This window comes from Neoakkermansia glycaniphila, from assembly GCF_900097105.1.
In the GTDB taxonomy this organism is placed as follows: domain Bacteria; phylum Verrucomicrobiota; class Verrucomicrobiia; order Verrucomicrobiales; family Akkermansiaceae; genus Akkermansia; species Akkermansia glycaniphila.
In genome coordinates this window covers 1,602,492-1,624,139 of the sequence record NZ_LT629973.1, presented here as the reverse complement: position 1 = coordinate 1,624,139, position 21,648 = coordinate 1,602,492, and the positions used below count along the sequence as shown (strand labels likewise).

Here is a 21,648-nt window from a genome sequence, read left to right as displayed (position 1 = left end):
ATGACCACCACCAATACCAGAAATACCGGCATTGCCGATGACCAGCAATTCACGGATACCGTGAACAGGATCGCCCGCCTGAACGTGCGCATCAACAGCCGTACGGCCGAGATGGACAAAGCCATGCAAAAGGCGCGTGAACCTCATGAAGAAAAAATCAACAGGCTGACTGAGGACCGGGACGCGCTGATTGCCCTGGCCGAATCTTACGCTGTTCGCCACCGGGCGAGGCTGATCGGCCTGAAAAAGAAGAGCGGTTCCACGGAACTGGCCACATTCGGATTCCGCACCGGGAAGCGAAGGCTGGAACTTGTCAAAGACAACACGTGGGAACTTGTCTGCACCCGGCTCCAGAGCAACGGGCATGACGACTGCGTGCGAACGGTCACGGAAGTGCAGAAGGATCGCGTCTTGTCCGGCCTGTCTCCGGAAGAGATGATCGCCTGCGGAGTCGTCGCCGCCCAGGCAGAAAGCTTCTGGGTCAAGGCGAAGGATAATGCGATTGACGAAAACAACTGACCTGTGCATGAACAGAAACCAACAAACGAAAATGACGATGAAAAACACGGACGAAAAAACATGTAAACAGGTAAGCGAGATACAGGATAATATCAAATTTGCTGATGAGGCGATAGGCCTGATCCGCACGTCTCTTCCCGATTTACAGGATGCAGCGCATGCGCTTTGTCACGCAAGCGGCGATCTGCATCACGATGCATCTATGGTTCATTATGCGATCAACCTCCTGTCTGCGGTGGCTGTCCCATCTATCAATAGGCATAAGGCGCATATCGCCGCCATGCTTACTATGTGCGTGTCAGGCTACCGAGCCACAGACGGCATGCCCATCATGGCCGTCGGCCTCAAGCGAGAGGGGGTCACGCAGGTGGCAGTTGATGATATGGGGATTCCTATTTATAGGTTTGACTCCGATATGGCACGACATCAACAAAAGACAGGGGAGCTTCCGGACAAATCATCGCCCGGTGCCTGACCCATGCATGCTCCGTGCATGGATGGTACGCGGAGCATGCTTACCCACTTTTTTGAATATGGCTACGAAATTATCAGAGCGGCAACGGAAATCCCTGTTCGCGGTATCCCGCAAGGCATGGAATCAGATAGCCGGTACCGGCGCGTATGGTTCCTATGAAGAATTCCGGCGCACATTGTCGACACAGCATTGCGGGCAGGACTCCTTCACGCAGCTTTCCAATAGCGACTATGGACGGCTCTATGATGCCTTTGCCGGAATTGCAGGCGAAGCCAATCCCGCCAAATCCTACCAGACATACACGCCCCATGCCAAAGCGGTTCACTTCCTGAAGGATGCAATCATGCGTTTCGAGCTGCCGCTGGTCTACATGGCGAAACTGATCCGCGACAAGTTCCACATCACGATCGAGGCAGGATGGACGTTGGACGACATGTGCGCCATGCTGAAACCTGGCCAAGTCTGGCAACTCGTCTACACCGTCAACAACCGAGGCCGCGCCAAAGTACGCCGCGAGATCGACGCTCTGGGATTGGACGAACCCCCGATCGAACACCACGCCACACAACCCAGCGTTCCTCCCGAACGCCTGGCCGATCATTTCAACATCCGTGGCCCCGGAAAACGCTAAACAGCCTGCAACAAGCCGCCGCCGAGCACCAAAAATGCACGGCGGCGTTCTTTTGCCCGTATTCGTCGCTACGTCTAAACTACATGTCAACTCCGGTGTTTTTACAGGTCTTCATCTCAAATACGCATTTGCCCCGGATCGCACCCGCCAGCCCCGTGTTTTCAAGGCTTTTAACCCATATCTAAGGTAATCTCACCCCTAGTGTCACTGATCATTGGTCGCACCACCCGAACGGGTAGATGTGCCGATGGTGAAGTAATCACCCCACACGGTGCTATTCGTCGGTTTGATCCACATCGATACGGTAAAACCGTCCTGATACGTCAGACCGATACCGTTTGCATTCGAAATCTTGGGATAGGTGCCCGTGTTGGAGGCATTATAGGAAGTTCCGAATTTTCCTCCATTCGACGCCGTCGTATAATTCAAGTACTGCGTTCCCGTCTTCCCCAACGACTGGATGCCGGGATTTTTGGCCCCGGCCGAAAGCGCACTATTGGACAAATCAACCCCGCCGGCATTGGGAGCCAGATCAAAATCCCAAAGATACTTGAGGCGATCTTCCAAACGTTCACCTGCATGTGCCACGGCGACCATGCACGTTAAGGATAAAAAGAGTGTTTTCAACATAATCAATGTAATATAAAGGAAGTTACCATTCAGACGATTTTCTCCGCCACGAAAGAAACTGCATTTTACCGGATTGCATATCCGTTGTCAATATGTAATTGCAACATGCATTTATTCAATAGATTATGATTATTACGTGTTTTTTGCAAAGTGATAAAAGCACCAAAATTTTGTCTATGTTATTTTATGTGAAGCACGAACATGGAAACGGATATGCAATCCGCTACCAATAAATACGCTGCGATTATAATGGTATAAATAATTCTTTTTGTGCACAAGCAAAAGCCGGAGGGGAAAAATCCCCTCCGGCTCTGCCGTTGCGTGGTTGCGGTCGGTTGGTTCGCGCCGTTCCTTTAGAAGTTGTAGCGGTAGCCGATTCCTCCGCTTACTTCCGTGCTCCGGCTGCGCGCATCAAGGTTGATTTCCATGAAGATGCTGCTTTGCAGTTCGACCGGTATCGTGAGTCCGAGGCCTACTTCCACTCCCGTGCTTCCGGGTTTGATTCCTTCTACCGTGCGTTTGTACCCTTTCGCGTCCGCAAAGGCTACGTCCGCTTCTACCTGCCGGTCTCCTATGTCCTGCAGGAGCAGGGCCCGCGCTTCGAGGGTGGCCGTGCGGTTGAAGAGGTTTTGCCCGACGGAGGCGATGTAGCGGCCGCCCACTCCTACCGTGCCGTAGGTGGTGTCCATGTTTTCGACGCTGAGGTTGGCGTTGCCCGCTCCCGTTTCCGTGTAGCCTTTCATGCGCGCGCTGTTGAGGCTGGCGTTGAAGAGGGGCTGGACGAGGGATTTGTAGTCGGTGTCCAGCGCGATGTCGTAGGCGAGTTCGTACATGGCGCCGAAGCTGCTGCCGTCCGTGGTGCCGCTGGTTTTGTACTGGCCGGCGCCGTAGTTGACGGTGCGGTCGAGGTCGGCTTTCGCGGTGCCGCCCGTGAGGATGCCGACGTGGGACCATTTGCCGCTCTGTCCGCGGAGGTAGAGGCTGGCGAGGTAGCTGTCGACATGTCCGCTGGCGGTGTCCGCCCCGGTGGCGGTGAGTTTGCCGTAGTTGGCGGTGAAGGCGACGCCGAGGGTGATGTGGCGGCTGATGTCGCTGTCAGCTCCGATGGTGCCGCCCCAGCTGCTGAGTTTGTAGCCGGGCTGGTCTCCGTTCTGCGAGATGTCGCTGTTGGCTCCGTTGAAGCTGGCCCAGGCGTTCCAGTAGGGGAGGTCCTGCTGGACGACAGAGGGGTCGATTCCCATGGTGACGGTGCGGTTGCGGATGGCTCGCATGTTGCGTTCCTGGGTGCCGAGCTGCGCCGCGTTGAGGGTGGTGACCGTGGCTCCGGAGATGGCGGCCATGAGCTGGGAGGCTCCGGCGCGGTTGCCCGCGGAGATGCGGCTGTCGATGGCGTTCATGGCTTGCGCGAGTTCGCTGCCGGGGTTTTCAGCCTGGGGGTTGACGGTGCGGAGGGCCCGGTCGAGGAGGGCGCCGCCGGCCTGGGCGTTGTGGCTGAGGCCGATGGTTTCGTAGTACGGAGACCGGCTGGCGGCGGTGACGAGGATGAGCTGGTTGCCGCGCTGTTCGAGGCGGGAGCCGGCTGCATCGAAGTATTTGCCGAAGAGCTGGTCGTAGGCTACGGTGATGTTGTCCGAGCCGGTGGTGACGCCGTTGACGATGACGATTTCAACGGGGCTGGTGCCCTGGATGAGTTTGGAGTTGCTGCTGGCGCTGAAGCGCATGACGCTGCCTTCTCCGAAGCCGAGGGCGGCTCCGCCCGCCATGTTGATGTAGCCTGCGGAGAGGTTCTGGACGGGGTCGGTGTTGAGGGTGAGCGCGAGGGTGCCGTGTGCTACCGTGCTGTTGCCGCTGAGCGTGAGCTGGTTGTTCGTGCCGCTCCCGTTGTTCGCTAGGAGCGTCAACGTGCTGCCTCCCGAGATAGCCACCGAAGCATACCGTGCATTGCTGCCGGAATAGTCGAGTACCAGATTGCTGCCATTCACGGCGACGAGCGAGGCCGCCGTCGATCCGGCTCCGGCCAGCGTCTGGCTTCCGCCTTCAAGCTTCAAGGTGCCAGAGTAGGCGTTCATGGCACCTGCGAAGGTGCCGTTGCCGCCGGACAGAGCGATCGAACCCGCACCCGAGAGGGAACCGGAGCCGTTCAACGAGGCTGCCCGAATATCGGAAGCGACATCCAGCAGGGAGCCGGATTTCAGGTCGAACCCGATGCCTTCAACTCCTGCTCCCGCAGCAATCATGAGCGAGCCGCCCGAGACGATTTCGACAGCCGAGCCGCTCATGCCGTTCAGGGTGGAACCTTCCATCAGCGTCGATGTGCCGTTGATGGTCAGTTTTGCCTTTTCTCCGAGGAGGATGCCGCCGGAAGAGTTCAGCGTGGTGGCTACGGTATTGCCGCCCCGGCCCTGCAGGGAGAGGGTGGCCCCGTGCGAGATGTCGACGGAATTCAGGCTGTTTTCACCCTTTGAAGCAAGGGCGAGCGTGCCTTCCTGCACATCGAGCGTACCGCGGGCAGCCAGATTGCCCTGCACCGTCAGCGTGCCGCTGCCAGTCTTGGACAGAGCGGTGTTGCTGTCGGCCGTGATGTTGCCCGAGAACGTGGTATTCACGCTGTTCATCAGGGTGACGTTCGCCGTGCCCTGCGAGCCGTCGGGATTCATCGCACCCGTAATGCTCAGATCCGAGCGGTTCATGCCGTAGAGGTTCTTCACGACAAGCGTTTCTCCGGGGGCGGTGGGGGAAGCCAGCGAGATGGTCATGTTGCGATCCACCACAAGGCCGCGGTAGGGGTCGAGATCGTCGTAGCGGGTGATGTCCCCGAGCTTGCTGGCGAACCAGACTTCGAGATTGCCGTCCACGATGAGCGTGCCGCCCTGTACATCCGCCACCTGCAGGCCCCATGTTTCAAGGAGCGGGTTGAAGGTGACGAAGTCGGCCGCATTGGCCTTGGTGAATCCGAGGGAACCGTCAGTTACGACGAATTTGACCTGCTTGCCCGTGAAGTCGAGCGGATCGGCCGGGGCCAGATCGCGCATCAGAGCGATCACTTCGTCATCCATGTCGATATACAGCTTGTTGCCTGCGGACATGGTCAGCGTGTTTGTACCGCCGTTGTTGAAGACGATCATGGCCGTACCCGTATGCGTGTCTGTCGTGATGTTGGACAGAGTGAAGCGGAGGTCCCCACGGTCGAGAGCTACGGTACCCGTGCCGATGTTCGTGACGGTTGCATGGCCCGGAAGGGTGACGGATTTCAGAGATCCGGCACGGAGGCCGCCCAGATCGAGCGTACCCGTATTGCCCATCACATGGCCGTCCGCATCGCGGCTGCCGAGGGAAGCCGTGACGTTGCCGAGCCAGTTGTCCGCCTGAGCCAGTTTGCCGCCCGTGATGGTCAGGGAGTTCGTCAGGGCCGTCTGGCCGAGGTCGAGAATGCCGCCGCCCACATTGAACAGAGTGCTTCCGTCCGACTGAGCCGTAGCGCCCAACGCCACAGAGGCGTCAGCATCTTGCACGTTCAGCGTGAAGGCACCGCTCAGAATGCCGTTCAGTACGCCTTCCTGCAGGGTGAGGTTCTGGGAGGCTGTGCCTTCCACCATGCCGCCTTCAACCGTATGCAGGGAGGGCAGCACGGTGGATGCCCCGTCCAGCTTGAGAGTGGCCGTATTCGAGACGGCGAGTCCCGCCGTGCTGTCCGTGGCGGCTGCACCCTTGAGGGTGAAGATGCCGTTTTGCAGGTTCAGGTAGCGACCTTCGCCTGTGATGGCTGCGGAAACGGAGATCAGCGAACCTGCCGCATTGCCGGCAAGCACCAGTCCGGTGGAGGTCGATTGGATATCGATGCCGCCAGCCAGTTCCGTACCGCTTTGGAAGATCATGGAGGCAGGGCCAGCCAGAGAGGATCCGTACACGAGCGCAACTTCGGCGGTACCGGCTCCAAGGATGGAGAAGCTGCCGGAGTCGAGCGTCACCGTACCCGTGCCGCCGAACATGTTGTTCAACGTCGTTACCTGGTTGGCGTCCATATGCAGGAAGGAGCCTTCATCCACGGTGACCTGTCCGCCGTAGGTGGAACCCTTCAGCGTGAGTGCGCCAGCCTTCTGGTCGATGTCGCCCATGTAGCTCTGCGTCAGTTGCAAGGTGCCGAGACCCGTCTTGACGAGAGTGACGGCTCCGGTGATCGTGTCGCCGAGGCGGCCGATGGAAGCAGTCCGGCCGTCTGCAACGGAGAGGTTGAGGTCGGCATTCTGCGCGACGACGAAACGGTCGGAAATATCGTGCCCGCTCCAGTCCGCCATGCTGCCGTATTCCAGCGTACCGCCTTCGAAGGAGATGCTGCCGGTCGTACCGAGGGAAGCCGTATTGTTCATGACGACGGTGCCGTCCTTCAGGGTCGTGCCGCCCGTATAGGCGTTCGCCGCGTCAAGGCGGAGGATGCCTGCGCCCTGCACGGTAAGAGTCGAGGCTACGCCGGGAGCGTCGCTGATCGAACCGCCCTGGAAGATGTACGTCTTGTTCGTTTCCACGAAGATTTGGGTGGGAGTGACTCCCGCCGCCGCGATGTTGACCGTCAATTCCGTCGCATCACCGAACGGATCCGTGTTGAAGTAGACGATCTTGCCGGCCGGAGCGGTGGCCTGCCCTACCCATTCCGTTGCGCTCGCATCGGACCATGTAGCGCCGTTTGCTGCGTTCCAGACGAGAGCCTTTCCGGTGTCCACACGCACGCGCAGGACAAGATCGGTACCCGAATCGGAACGTTCGAGCGTGTACTTGTAAATATCGGAAATATCCGACAGATCCTGCAGGTTGAACTGCGCCGGATCCCACGTTCCCGTAATCGTGGCGACCTTGTAGTCGCCATCCGCCAGAGTCGCGGCAAATGTCCTGTCGAGACCGACGCTCACCGTACCGGTGGAGCTCAGGTTGCCTCCGACAGTCCACACGGATGCGGACGGGTTGAGGAAGAGGCTGGCCAGATTCCAGGTTTTGCCCGTGCCGTTCCATGTGACGGCTCCCGTATTCATGGAAGCTCCCGTCGCTGTGGACACGGTGCCGGAAACGGTCAAGGCTCCGGAACTGAACGCAGCATCCTGACCGAGTGACAGACCGGAACCGAGGGAAGCCGAAGCAAGGGCAACTGTACCGTTCTGCCCGACATTGAAGGCACCCGTCACCGACAGGTCGCCAGTGGCATTCAAGGTATTATTTCCGTTGGTCCGCGCAAGCACGTTGATGGAAGCCACCGTCAACGCATCGGATACGTTCAATGTGGCCGCCGCATCGGCGGAGCCCACTGTCAAGGCGCCGATGGAAGAATCTGCACCACCGATGATGGAGGAGGTTCCCTGATTGGCCGCTACACCATTAAGCACAACCTGACCATTGACGTTCAAGGCACCGCCTGTCAGGGCAATGATACCATCGCCCGCGGCTCCGGTCGAGCCGAGAATCAGCGTACCGCCGGAAACAGTCGTTCCGGCCTTGTAGGAGTTGGCGCCGCTCAGGGTGATTTCCCCACCCGAGACGATCACGCCGCCGTTGCCGCTGATGGCTCCGGAAAGCGTCTTGTTCGTTCCGCTCAATTCCAGCGTATCGGCCGCCGTCGCCAGAGAGACGGAACCCGTGCCGAATGTGCCGCTGACAGCCAGCTTGCTTCCACCCTGCACGACGACCGCACCGCCGATGGCATTCGCCGCTCCGGCCAGCGTATACGTCTTGCCGTTCTGGAAGGTAATGGTCGCGCCTGCTGCGGATGTCACATTCCTGCTTTGCGTCACATCGATATTATTGTCGAAAGCCAGAGAGGATGTACCGAGTACATTGATATCGCCCGCCCATACGCCTCCGTCGCGAAGAACCATGGAACCGGCATTCACATCCAGATCGGCAATCGAAGTATTGGTTCCGGTCAGGACGAACGTACCCGCGCCATTCTTGAGCAGGCCGACGTCCGTATTGGTCTGCCGCTGGAAAATGCCGCCATACACGGCTTCACCCGAAGCAACGGTCGTGGAAATGTAGCGTTCCCTGAAATCCGCCGTATTGGTGGTATAGTCGCCGCGGATGATGCCGCTGCCGGTCAGGTTGCCGATCACCAGTGCATTCGCCTTGGCTGCGGCCTTGTCGGCTGCGGCAAACTGGCGGTTCAGAACCAGCGTGGCATTGGCTCCGATATCAATTGAGGACGCCGCACCTCCATTCGTCAGGAAACTTGACCCCGTGCCAAGGGCGTTTCCGCCGAAGACCACGAGCTTGGATCCCGTCAGGCGGATATCGCCCGTGAAATCGTTGCCGGAGGTCGCCCATGTGAACGTGCCTCCCGTATTGTTGAAGGTCAACGTACCGGAACCGCTGATCGATCCGGAGGTATACATACCGCCTCCGCCGGATGTCAGGCCGCCGTTCACGATGTAGTTCGCACCCTGCCAGATGGCGGAATTGACGCTCGCATTCTGGACAATTTCCAAGGTACCTCCCGTGCCGGCAAGCGTCACGTTACCGGCAAACACATCATTGATGACCAGCTTCTGGCCCGCGGCCAGCGTCTGGTTCATGTTGAACGTATTGCCGTTGCTGAAGATATTCAGGGTCGAATTCGCACCGAAGGACACAAGATTGTCCGTGTAATTCATCGTATTGCCAGCCCCCCATTTCAGGGTGCCCGAAGCATTGTCCGCAATGCTCATGGCGCCGCCGAGAGCATTCGCCGAGACGAATTCCAGCGTGCCGCCGCCGAACACGAGCGTACCCGTGCCAAGCGCGCCATCCGCTCCGGCAATCAGTGTGCCGCCGTTCAAGGCGACTCCGCCCGACCACGGATCAATGGCTGCGACGCCTTCCGAAGCGGCCACACCCTTATTGTTGGTGTTGATGGCAAGCGTGCCGCCCGCCATCGTCAGCTTGCCGCTGCCGGAGAGATAGCCGCGCGCATCCGCCGCAGCATTGTCGAAGCTGTAATTGCCGCCGTTCACGGTGATGGAACCGGGAGCCACAAGGCCGGAGAGCTTCACGGATTCAGCCACCGCGGGAACTGGAGACTGCGCATTGAAGATCACGTTGTCCCCGGTGTGGAAGCTGGTATCCGCCAATGTGCCGGAGCCGGATGCCCATGCATCCGCAGAGCCTTTCATCTGCCAGTTATTGGCCGTATTCTGCCATACGAGCGTGGCGATGCCGGCATTCGTGTACTTCATCGTCACGGATGAAGCACTGCTGGTGAATTCGAGCTTCGAGCGGGAATCCTCGCTGATCACAAGGCCCGACGCACCGACCAGAGACTGCAAGGCTTCCGTCGTGATGTTATTGGCTCCCGTGACATTGAACAGGGTATATGTATGCTCGCCCAGCGCCAGAGAGGCGAAGTTCTCGATGTGGAACGTCGTCTTGCCCGCGCCTGCGGAAAGCGTACCCACCGTGTAGGCCGCAGTACCCGCATCGGGCAGCAGCGCAAGGTCGATATTGATCGTGCCGCCGTTCAACGTCAGATTGCCCAGTTGCCCGCCAGCCGCGGCCGAACGCACCGTCATGCCGCCGTTCAGGCTGCCGACATTGAGTGCGCCGCCGTCCAGCACGAGGGAAACGGCGTTCGTGCCCAGTCCCGTCGTTCCGGAAATGTCCAGCGTACCCTTGAGGGAAGTCATCGTACCGCCGAAACCGCCCTGAGCGCCCGTAATCGTGAGCGTTCCGAGGCCGTCTTTCACCAGAGAACCGGCTTCCGTCGCCGTCAATGCTCCGCTCAAGCCGATCGTTCCGGCCTGTCCGCTGTAGCCGCTGGTTGCGCCGGAACCGTCGTCGGCCACATACAGCTCGGTATTGAAGGTTACGGCACCCTGCAGATTCAGGGCGACGGACGACGTCCAGTTGGCCAGTGCGCCGATCGTGCCGCCGTTCAGATTGATGGTGTTCATGGTATGAACCACGCTGCCCTTGATGCCGCCCGCACCGATGTTCATCGTGCCGCCTGCATTCAGGTTCAACGTCACACGCCCCCAGTTGGAAGCTGCGCCATTGCGCGTAATGCCCAATCCATTGCGGAAATTCATCACGCCGCCATTGTTGATATTGAGCGTGCCGTTACCGTCGCGATTGGATATATCGCTATTGATATTCAACGTGCCGTTGACATTTGTCGTGAACGTGCCTCCGGCTACGCTCATCGTAAATGAACCTTCCCCGGCGGAACCGTTGGTCGTGCCAAGCACATTCATCACGGAACCGGCTGCAATGTTCAGCGAAGTGCTGTTGTTGTCGCCCCCGGTATTCACCTGCAGGTTCTGCATGGTCAGCACGGCGTTGGAAGCCGCCACTCCTTCCGAAGCGGCACGTCCCACCTGCAGTGAGGAACCGTTATTGGCAAGGGCCAGCGTGCCGGACAGGGAAGTTTTGCCGGTCAGGAAGGCAGCCGAGCTGCCCGAAGCCACATTCATGGCAGCCAACGAACCGGTCGTTCCCGTGAAGGAGAAGGCCGCGCTGTTCGCCAGATTCAACGTCAGAGAACCGTCGATCGCATCGGAAACGGCGGTCGTGCCGCCGCTGGAAGCGATGGTGCCTTGTCCGGCCATCGTGCCGATCTGCCTCGTCGTCACGTTGAGATTCAACGTACCTCCCGTCAGAACGACTGCTTTCGCATTCAGAGAACCGGCGGCATCTCCATTGGCAATCGTATAGGCCGGCCCTGTTGTGGCGCCATAGGACAGCACATCGTTCACCTTCAGCGTGACACCATTCAGCACCAGCGCATTGGAATCACCTTCACCCGTACCGTTTTCAATCGCAAGACTGCGCATTTCGTAGGTACTTCCGCCGAGTTCCTCACTCTTTGCGCCAAGCGTCGCACCACCCGTGCGGATATAATCGAGGGCTGTACCGCTCGGAGAATTCTGCACAAGCTGGGTCGTGGAAGCTTCCGCAAACGAAATCACGCGCGTGTCCGTATCGTACCCGGTTGCGCGGTAAAGCTGGTCGCCGATCTTGTAGGAGATGGCACGAGCCAGCCATGTATTGTCCCCATCGACAGTTGCCTTCAGCTGCAGATAGTCGTTGACATTGGCACCCGTCAGAGTCACATCCGGGCCGCCCGTCAATGCCAGATTCAGAGAACCGTAGCCGATGCCGCGAGTCAGCGTACCGAGATCCAGGCTCAGCAGACTTGCCGCACCACCCGAATTGTTCAAAGTCAAGGCCAGCGTGCTCACTCCCGATGTCAGCACCGTGGAAGAGAAAGTCTGATTGCCGGAGGCAGCCAGCGTGCCGCCCTGCATATCGAGGGCATTGGTGCCGCCCGCATTGGCAAAGGCATGCCCCACGGCAGCCCGGAGTACGCCGCCCTGCAGAGTAATCGTACCCGTGCCGAGCGCCCCCACCTGATTCATCACGGCCGTGCCGGATTTGACGATCGTGCCGCCCGTGTACAGGGTGTTCGCACAATCGAAGTACATGATCTTGTCGGCAGCAGATGCGATCTCCACATGGCCCGCCCCTTCGATCTGCCCGTAGGAATGGCAATCCGTCCCACCTACGGCAAAGACGACCCTGCCCCCTGCCTCGATCAGGGTACGGTGGCCCGTTCCCCCAATGACATTGTAGGTGTTCGAAGCCAGTTTCAGCGTCGCGCCGTCATACACCGTCAGCGTACCGGTAAAGTTACCCTGGGAACCGGTATTCCATGTACAGGTGCCGGACATGATATCAATGTGGCCTGTGCTCTTATTCGCATCGAGGCCGATTGTATTGGTAAACGTGTATTCATCCGTCCGGTTGAATACCAGCGTGCCGTTGGCATTGATGAAAACCGTGCCGGAACCGAGCGAACCGGATGCACCGCCATTACCTACCTGCAACGTGCCGCCGTTGATGGTCGTCGTGCCCCCGTATGTGTTGGCTCCGGTCAGGACCATCGTGCCCGCGCCGTTTTTAATGAAGTTGTGGTTGCCGTTATCACCATTGCCGATCACTCCGGAAACCAAAAGATCGATACCGTTCGCCGTCGTGCCTTTGGCAATGTCGAACTGGGTATTGTCCTGGCGCAGGTTGAAGTTGGTGGAGATCGTGGATGTCTGCGCGGAAGCCAGCGTGACGACCTTCGAACCGTTTCTGAACAGATCGAAGTTGGAATTCGCTACGCCCGAAATCTTGCCCCCTTGCAGCGTCAGCGTCATGTTGGAGAACGTCTGGTTCGCCGTCACACCGATCACCATTTCGCCGCCTTCCTGAATCGTAATGGCGCTGATCCTGTTGCCCTCACCATATCCCGTCACGTCTCCGCCATTCAGGCGCAACACGCCATTCTTGATGACAACGGTACCATTGATCGAACCGTTATCGCCGCCTGCGGTCAAATTCACCACACCGCCGTCGATCGTCAGCGCACCCTTGATGGCGTTCAGCACAGAGAGGGTCAGCGTTCCGGAACCTGTCTTGGTATAATCGGCCGTATTGCCGATGGCTGTTCCCCAGCCGACGTTGTTGGCTCCGGTGTTCAAGGTCAGGCCGCTGTTCGCTGCCACCGTCAACTTGCCGGAATAATCGGCCGTATTGCCGGCAAGCCATTCAAGCTTGTTGCCCGTGCCGGAGATGTTGATCGTCCCCGTGCCAAGAGCGCCGTTCGCCAAAGACAATCCGGCATTGCCGGCCATGCCGACCACGCCGCCGAACGTCCCCGCTCCATTGAGTACCAGTGACGAACCGCTACCCAAATTGACACGCCCGACACCTTGCAGCGAATTCGCCGTTGTCAGGGTATTGTTGAGGTTCAGCAAGCCGCTATTGGCAATGAGAGTATCGACCGTCAAGGCCCCACCCTGCAGGGCAAACGAGCCTCCGGCCGTACCCGCAAACGTCAGTTTCTCGCCGATCGTGAAAGAATCCGTAATCGTCAGGGTATTGGCATCCCCTGCCTTATCCATCAGCATCAGGGAACCGATCTCCAAATTGCTCTGAAGCACAACTCCGCCGCCGACTCGGGAATATTCGCCCGCCGGATCGTCGGTTGTGGAGCCGGTCAACTCCGCCAGCGCGACCGCTTGCAGAATGCCGGTTTCATCAAGCGTCAACCGGGACAGGGCATCTCCATTCTTCAGGTACAGAGCCGTATCGCCGATATCATCGGCAACAAGTTTCATGGAGGCATTCGCCAATTCGAGCACCAAACTCCCGGCGCCGCTGATGGTGCCAAGGGCATAGCTTGGCGAGGTGCTCGTGATGTTCAGGTAATTGAGACCGCTGCCGACAGCGAGGCCTGCCACTCCCGCACCGCCCATGATGACGGTGGAACCGTTGGAAATACCCAGTACCGCACCGGAGAAATCCCCAGCGGCGGCCAACGTATATTTGCCTCCGCCGGTGAAAGCGAGCGTCGCACCGTTACTGCCGCTGACCGTCAGCGTCTGGTTGCCGGTCTGGCCGAATTCAAGCGTGCCGCCCGTGGCGGAATAGCTGCTGGAAGCATCCAGCGCGCCCGTCAGCTTCAGAGTGCCCGCACCGGATTTCACAAGGCTCACATTGGCCCCGATGCTACCCGCGTAGTTGCCGCCTCCGTTGACCGTCAGCGTCCGCGCCGTTCCTTTCGTCGGCATGTTCTGATCGTATTGTCCAGTCGAAGCCAAAGCATCCATGCCGACGATCATCGTACCGGCTGCGCCGTTCAATCCGGCAATCGTCGTATTGGCCGTCAGGGCCAGCGAAGAACCGTTCTGCAGGGTCACCGTCGCATTCTTCGCCGCATTGGCGGATTGAAGCACGAGGTAGGAATTCTGCGTCGCATCGTTACGGCCCACCGTAATGGTTCCGGTGAAGTCTCCGTCACCGGCCAGCACAAAGGATGAGAAATATGTACCGCTGCCCGTACGCTCGAAATTCACCGTACCGTTCCCCGTCAGGGAATTGATCCAGATCAACCCGGTCCGCGACAGCGTGATCTTGCCGGAGCCGGAAACTTCCACGCCTCCATTGAACAAACGGCGTCCATAGACATCCGAGCGCGTTACATCCACGGTGCCGCTGTTCAGCATCAGCTTCCCCGCCATCGCCATATCGGCCGTCATACTCAGGTTGACGAGACCGCCCGTAAGCTTCAAATTACCGGTAAAATCCTTCAGAGCATTGGCATTCGAAACATTGAGCGTTCCGGCACCCAGTTTTTCCAGAGTCGTGCTGCCGAGCAGCTTGCCGCTCAGGGTACCAGTCGATCCGCTCCAGACAGTAATCGAAGCATTGTTCAGCAGCGTAATATTGCCTGCAAGCGTCGCACCGTCCGCACGAATGCATCCGCCCTTGGCAATATCCGAACTGGCATTCCAGCCCGTTCCTTCAATCGAGATGTTTCCGTTATACGTACCGTTGCCGAAATAGACCTGGCCACCATCGCGCACGATCCAGCTCGTACCGGCATCGCCGAACTGCCCCGTATTCGATCCTATCTCCATGCGGCCGGAAGCCACTTCGATCGTCCCCTTGAACACATTTCCCCCGGTAGCGAAAGCGCTGGTCAGGAAGCCGCCGTACCAGCGGTTCCCTCCGCCGTTCAAAACGACCCGGCTACCGGCAGTTCCGGTGATACTGCCGTTGTTCCATGCAGACAGATCGGCCGTCACCGTCACATCAAGCACGCCGGAATTGCCTAAGGCAATACCCGTGAAACCAGTAGTCTGCCGAGCGGCGGCATTGTTCAATTTCAACACACTGCTTTCCGTCACTGAGAAATTGACGCCTCCCAGCTCCACGGCGTTGGTATATGCCGAACCTGTAAAATCAAGAGTACCGCCACCCTTAATCGTCACGGTTTTCGACGCACCTACTCCAATAGAAGACAATTGCGAAGAAAAGTTCAGCACCGTGCCTGCGCCCTGAATATCGAAAACCATCCCGGACCGGACGCTCATGCGGGTCATACTCAATGTCGAACCGCTCGCTGCGGCCGTCACCTTGATGGAAGCATTGTCCAGCAGCGTCAAACCCCAGTTTGTTCCCATGGTACCGGCATCATTGAAACCCGATACCGTCCCGGTACCGTTGAACACAAATCCGGATGCTCCGAGCATGCTGGAATTATGACTGCCATACACGAGGGAACTGCCCTGCTCAAGCGTAATCATACCGGCAGCCCCTTCTCCGTTCAACCAGATGGAACTGTTGGCCTTCAATGTTGCATTGGTATTGATCGTCCAATTCTGTCTGCCGTAGCTTTCCAGCCCTTGCGTCAATTCCAGAGTCTTCCCGGCGCCGGAAACAATAATATTGCCCGTATTCGTGATGGCGCTCCCGAACGAAGCATTGCCGGTCGCCTGCTCCAGCAGGAGGACGAGCGTGCTCGAACCGTCCGCCGCCATGGTCACGGCTCCCGTATAGGCCTCCCCGCTCTTGTAATCGACAAGTCCCGCCTGTCCGGCGGCGAGCGTGATGGCCGTGCTGTTCGCCGCCGTTACTTCTACGGTCTGGTCATAGGTTCCGGGCAACGTAGCGGCAGCCGAAGCTACCGGTGCCAGTCCGGCTGCGGCAACAAGGCCTGCACCTGCGAACAGGGTACCGGTGGAGAGCGTAACAGAACAGGCGACGGCAGCATAACAGGTCATGAGAGCAGCACGGAGTCCGGTGGGAAGATGCAATTTCATAAGAAGACGGATAGGAATAATGCAATAGCCGCACCTGCCTGTATGACAGCAAGGCGGCTTTGCCCATCATAAAAGCCGATTCTGTTATTGCAAGCCATTTTCGCGTCCCGCGCGTGGATATTCAAGACAACACGGTCACAGGCCACGGCCTTGAAAAGAGTATTTTCGCCCCCGACAACAAAGAAAACCGGGGCTTTTTAGCCCCGGTTTTGTTTCCGGCATCCGGCAAGGGTGTTTTCTCTATCAATACATTCTAGAAGTTGTAACGATAGCCGATGCTGCCGCTCACATAAGTGGCGCCGCTGCGGGCGTCCAACATGGCATCCATGAACAGGCTGCCTTGCAATTCCACGGGAATCGTCAAGCCCAGACCGACTTCCACGCCCGTACTGCCCGGCTTGACGCCCTGCACCGTGCGGCGGAATCCGTTTGCCGCGGCAAATGCCACATCGGCATCGACCCGGCGGTCGCCGATATCCTGCACCAGCAAGGCGCGGCATTCCAGCATCGCATTCCTGTTGAAGATATTTTGCCCCACCGCAGCCAGATACCGGCCGCCCAGCCCCAGAGTCGCATAGGTGGTATCCATATCGTCCACGGACAAGCCTGCATTGCCGGCTCCGCTTTCTTCATAGCCCTTCATCCGGGCGCTGCTGATGCTGGCGTTGAACAGGGGTTGAACCAGAGACGTGTAGTCCGTATCCAGCGGAATGTCGTAGGCAAGCTCGTACATGGCGCCGAATGCGGAGCCGTCCGTACTGCCATGCGTGGTGTACTGGCCCGTACCGTAACGGACGGTGCGGTCGAGATCCGCCTTGGATGTGCCTCCGGTCAGCACTCCCGTATGCGACCATCTGCCGCTCTGTGCACGCAGATAGAGGCTCACGAGATAACTGTCCACATGCCCCGTGGCATGTTCCGCTCCGTCGGCGGACAATTTGCCCAGATTCGCCGTGAACGCCACGCCTGCCGTCAGATGCGGAGTCATATCGCAATCCGCACCCACCGTACCGCCCCAGCTCGTCAGCGTATAGCCGGCTTCATCGCCGCTGCGCGAGACATCGTTGTTCGCCCCGTTGAAGCTCGCCCAGGCATTCAGGTAAGGCATCTTGTCATGCCCCACCTGCGGATCGACGCCCATCGAAACGGCACGGTTGCGAAGCGATTGCATCTGGAACCGGAGCGTGTCGAGCTGGGAAGCGTTCAGGGTCGTCACCGTCGTACCGGCGGCGGCGGCCATCAGCTGTGAAGCCTCGCTCATGCGCTTTCCGGCGGCAAGGCCATCCACGGCATTCATCACCTTCGCCAGCTGGCTGTCGGGCGCAGTCGATTGAGGATCGACCGTGAAGAGAACATTGTCCAGCAATGCTCCGCCCGTCCGCGCATTGGACGATTGCGCATAATTGGCATACGAGAAGCTGCCGTTGCGATCGCCCAGCAGGTACAGCTTCCCTCCTTCCGCGACGATGCGCGCATTCACGTAGAACTTCGACAGGATCGAATCGAAATCCGCCGTGAAGCTCCCGCTGCCAAGATCCTGCCCGGAGGCGAGCCCATCCACCAGCACGACGCGAAGGCCGTCCGACAGGGAAATCTTGGATCCCGGAGCAGCGACTGCATGCACGGTCAATTTGTTGTCAGGAGCCAGATCCAGCGTCAGGGCGGAACCCTGCGCCATCGTCACCAGTGCGGTCTTCCCCTGCATCACGTCGGCCACGGGTGAGAACGTGAACGTCACGGAGCTTCCGCCCTGCCACGTACTGTCTTCCGCCAGCGAAAGGGTGCCGTTGGCCATCTGCCCGCTATCGGATGCCGAAAGATGCAGCGAGCTGCCGCTCTCCAGAGCAACGGAGCGGTAAGATGCCTGCCGCGCGCTGTAATCCAGCGTCAGACTGCCGCCTCCGGCTACGTCCAGCCCGGCCCCGGTTCCGCCGACACCCCGCAACGTCTGCGAGGCATTGCCTGCCACCGTCAGCAAGCCCTGATAGGAACTCATATCTCCGGCAAACACGGTATTGCCGCCTCCGGTGATCTCCACATCGCCGCCACCGGAAAGGGAGTATCCCTCATTGCCGGACAAACCGCCCAGGCGGGCCGATGATCCGCCTTCCACACCGAGATTCCCCGTCAGCGTACCGCCCACATTCAACGTGCCGCCTTCCACCATCAACGAACCGTCGGACCGCACATCTCCGGCAATCGCCGTATCGCGGGCGCCGATCACGAGGGAGGCTCCCGAGGCGATCGTCGCCCCGTGGTCGATCTGCGTAGCAGCATCAAGCCGCAGGCTGCCGGAATCCACCGCCAGGGCATCGGCATGCAGCGGGCCGCCGGAAATAAGGTAACCGTCCGGCGAGGCGCCGCCCTGATAGGCCAGCACGCCTTGCACGGTCAAGCCGCCGATCGTGGCGAGCTTCAGCGTATTGCCGGCGGGATCGCCCGCCGCATCGCGGATCGTCAACGAACCGATCGTCGGAGCCGTTGCCCCCATATCCGTACCGCCTATACGTTCGAAGGGAATACCCTGGGATTGGACGGGCGTCCGAGAATTCAATTCCAGAGCCGTGGCGAAAACGATCCTGTTCTGCGCATCGTCATAATAACCGTAGTAGGTCGTGGAACCCGAGACCGCGACGAAACGCCCGGCCAGCCAGTCGAGATTGCCGCCGGGAGCCGCATGCCCCGTCAGCATCAGTGCAGCGAGATTCTCCGGCGTCGTGCCTTCGGCCAGTTGCAGCGTCACACGGCCGCTCCCGGCGTTCGTCATCGTCCCGAAATCCATTGAAGCCACACCTGCCAGATGCAGGGTCACATCGCTTTGAAGAGCCGTTCCTGCCAGAGACTGGTTCCCCGCCGCATTCACCATACCTCCGTTCAACGTCACCGTTCCGGCAGCTGCGGCAGCCGCCGTCCAGTTCAGCGTACCGCCGGAAACCGTCGTCGAAGGCAAGGAACCCGCCAGCGAAGACACATTCACCGTGCCTCCTTCCAGAATCGTCACACCGGGCGCAGCACCAGCGCCGAAGCCGCCTCCTGCCGCCAGATTCAGCGTCGCACCGCTCTGCACCAGCACCGTTCCGTTCACCAGATTGCCTGCATTCCCGAGGGAGGCGGTACCTCCTGCAATCGTCAGACTGCCCGTACTCGAAAGCCGGTTGCCCAGCGAATGTTCACCATCCCATTGCAACACAAGGCTCCCGGCGTTATCGACCGTACCCGTACCCAGAGCTCCGGAATTTCCCAGAACGACCGTACCGGAAGCAATCGTCACGGCTCCTTCATAAGCAGCATTGGCTGAAAGAATACTCAGGCGGCCGGTACCGTTCACCGTGATCGGCGCATCACCGGAAAGGCCGCTGCCTGCAGCCGCGCCCGCCGTCCAAGCCAGTTCATTGCTCGTGGACACGGTCACCGAGGCAGGCGTTACCTCCCCCTCGATCGTCACCGTTCCGGCCGATGCCGCGGTAAATGCCACGGCATCCCCATTCAGATAGGATGTATCCACCCGGCCCGCATCCCCTGCCACAATCCAGCCCGCCGCACCCTGGCTCCATACGCCGGGCTGCGACCTCACCCACTCCAGAGACAAGGCATCGTACTCCGTCTCGTAAAACTGTACGGTCACGCCGATGGAGGTACCGGAAGTCACCAGATAGGAGACCGACTTCTCTTCATCCGACAGCCCGTCCCACGACGTCACACGCGCCAGCGCCAGACCGCGCTCATTGGTGAACTCTCCGAACTGAACACCGTTGCCAGCCTGCCCTCCATTCGTCTCGATCAGGCGGCGCGTCACCTGATTCAGCGAGGAAGTGCGGTTCAACAGACCGGCGATCGAGTTCTGCTTCAGCACGCCCGACATCTCAATCGAAACTCCGTTGAACCAGAACGCCTGCGAAGGATCCATACCGAAAACGATCTTGCCTTCCTCGCCGAAATACCACTTCTGCGCCGTACCGCCATTATCCAGCCCCATCGCGTAGGTATTGGCAAACGTAATGGTGCCGTTGGCAATGATCGTCGAGGACTTGGGAGACATTTCCCCGGTAAACGTCACCGAACTGCCCCGGCCCACAACCAGATTGCCTAACCATCTTCCGCCGTTCAACGTCACATGGCTGTTGTTGAGCACCTCGATACCGCCCCCGTCGGAAGAATCCGCCATATTGCCGCCCACCGTCAGCATGCCCGCATTGTCGAAAACGAGCCTCACGCCCTTGTTATCCACACGGCCCGGTACGGTTTCCGGATTCCAGTTGGCGGCTGTACCATAGGCGGAATCTCCGCCGTTTCCGGTCCAGAGCCACGTACCGCCCGCATCCCACACGGGCACGGGTTCGGCAGCGCGGGAAGGAGAAGAGCAACAAACCGCCAGAGCGGCCAACAACAGCAAGGGCAAATGCAATTTCATCTTGGAATACAGAGGGAGAGAAAGAATAACTTGAAGGAACAAACCAGCTCCGTTCACGGCCTGGAGGCATAAACACAAAGCTGGAACCATGGATTTTTCATGTAATACCGTGAAGAAGTTTGGCAAAGCACATTGAATTTGTCAATAGACTAATTCTATCATTTATCCATCATTTGCAGCATCGGAACACGCCCGCAACTTGAGATGCGCCATTTTCCACAGAATATCAATGCGCAAAAGAGGAAAGGAGCCCCTCTCCTCTTCATGGATGGCAAGCCATGCTCCACATATCCGGTCAGGCAAGCCTGCGCCGCCGCAGCAGAAACAGGGAACCCAGGCAAGCCAGTAATGGCGTCGCAGGCTCGGGCATCGAAGGAGCTTCAATGATGAAACTGCCGATGCCGGGATTCATCGCATCCTTGATTTCTGCATCGTTCAGCACTCCCTTGAAAACTTTGATATCGTCGTAATTGCACGAACCCGACAGGCCGCCGTCCGTACCGTCCGCACCGATATTGAAACCACTGATCGTTTGCCCCATCATGCCTGCCACCGATGCCGTACTGCCGATGTATTTGACTCCATTCAAATAATAATCCACCGCCATATTCCCCTGACCGTCGTAGTCCATCGAAAAACCTATATGGCGGAAATCCGAATCACCGCCGAAGGCAGCCCCCATATTCAATGAACCGAAATCCGCCGCAATCCCATGCAAATTGTAGGTCAATGAATTCGTCGCCGAATCATAGATCAGTTGAAAACCCTCGCCTGCCATGCCGATGGAAAAAAGAACCATCCTGCCCGTCACCTCCGGCTTGATCCACGACGTAATGGAATACGACCATGCCGCCTTGAAATCCAGCAACACCCCTTGGCACGACAAATAGGCATACCCATTGCCCGACGCGCCGCCCGGCGCGCCCACATGATAAAAATTGCCGTAGGCGCCGCCATAGCCGTATTGGCTGTAAGCCGGATTGACCATACTGGCCGGCTTGATAAAATGGTCGACATAGGCGCCCTGTTGCCCGACTTTTTTCAGATTCAGCGTCCAGATACCGTCCGGATCATAGGGCAGCGTATCGGGCAGCGCAGCGGGCTTGCCAAACGCCGCATACTCATCGAAATTCCAATAATGAGCCAGCTGCACATCCGCCACGGCCGAATGGCACCACAAAAGAACGACAAGAAAAAACAGCTTTTTCATCAATGGCATTTATATTGCATCTTGAATCGGTCAACCCCACAACCATCCTTCTCAGATGTTACACGTTGCGGCACCGCTTTTTCTCATATCACCTCCATCGCATCAACCATAAGAATTGTCATATTTGCAAAATAATACTATTTATATTGCAATATAGCATAAACA

8 protein-coding genes are annotated in these 21,648 nt (G+C 58.7%); 4 read left to right on the top strand and 4 right to left on the bottom strand.

Annotated features, from left to right (window positions below):
* Genes PYTT_RS06675 through PYTT_RS06665 form a run of 3 tightly spaced genes read left to right on the top strand, consistent with a single transcriptional unit; the run spans position 1 to position 1,625 of the window.
* Positions 1–519 carry a host-nuclease inhibitor Gam family protein gene (locus PYTT_RS06675; RefSeq protein ID WP_067777553.1) on the top strand — a complete coding sequence of 173 codons (519 nt, stop codon included), beginning with the start codon at positions 1–3 and terminating at the stop codon, positions 517–519.
* 7 nt (positions 520–526) lie between these two features.
* Entirely contained in the window at positions 527–994 is a 468-nt protein-coding gene (locus PYTT_RS06670; protein ID WP_067777552.1) for a hypothetical protein, read from the top strand.
* Between the two features lie 58 nt (positions 995–1,052).
* Positions 1,053–1,625 carry a hypothetical protein gene (locus PYTT_RS06665; RefSeq protein WP_067777551.1) on the top strand — a complete coding sequence of 191 codons (573 nt, stop codon included), beginning with the start codon at positions 1,053–1,055 and terminating at the stop codon, positions 1,623–1,625.
* 204 nt (positions 1,626–1,829) lie between these two features.
* Here PYTT_RS06665 and PYTT_RS06660 read toward each other — a convergent pair whose 3' ends face one another.
* A complete protein-coding gene (locus PYTT_RS06660; protein ID WP_141675889.1) occupies positions 1,830–2,255 on the bottom strand; it encodes a hypothetical protein in 426 nt (141 codons plus the stop codon).
* Positions 2,256–2,608: 353 nt separating this feature from the next.
* Complete coding sequence (locus PYTT_RS06655; protein ID WP_071133348.1) at positions 2,609–15,862, bottom strand: autotransporter-associated beta strand repeat-containing protein; 13,254 nt, start codon at positions 15,860–15,862, stop codon at positions 2,609–2,611.
* Positions 15,863–15,975: 113 nt separating this feature from the next.
* Between PYTT_RS06655 and PYTT_RS13335 the strand changes: the two genes are divergently transcribed.
* Complete coding sequence (locus PYTT_RS13335) at positions 15,976–16,119, top strand: hypothetical protein (RefSeq protein ID WP_156850335.1); 144 nt, start codon at positions 15,976–15,978, stop codon at positions 16,117–16,119.
* On the opposite strand, the gene PYTT_RS06650 is transcribed toward PYTT_RS13335, so the two are convergent.
* Both PYTT_RS06650 and PYTT_RS06645 read right to left on the bottom strand, forming a co-directional pair.
* On the bottom strand, positions 16,116–20,273 hold the full coding sequence (locus tag PYTT_RS06650) for an autotransporter family protein (protein WP_067773462.1): 4,158 nt from the start codon (positions 20,271–20,273) through the stop codon (positions 16,116–16,118). The genes PYTT_RS13335 and PYTT_RS06650 overlap by 4 nt on opposite strands.
* Before the next feature lie 295 nt (positions 20,274–20,568).
* Positions 20,569–21,483, bottom strand: a complete 915-nt coding sequence (locus PYTT_RS06645) for a LamG-like jellyroll fold domain-containing protein (RefSeq protein WP_067773465.1) — start codon at positions 21,481–21,483, stop codon at positions 20,569–20,571.
* Positions 21,484–21,648 lie beyond the last annotated feature (165 nt).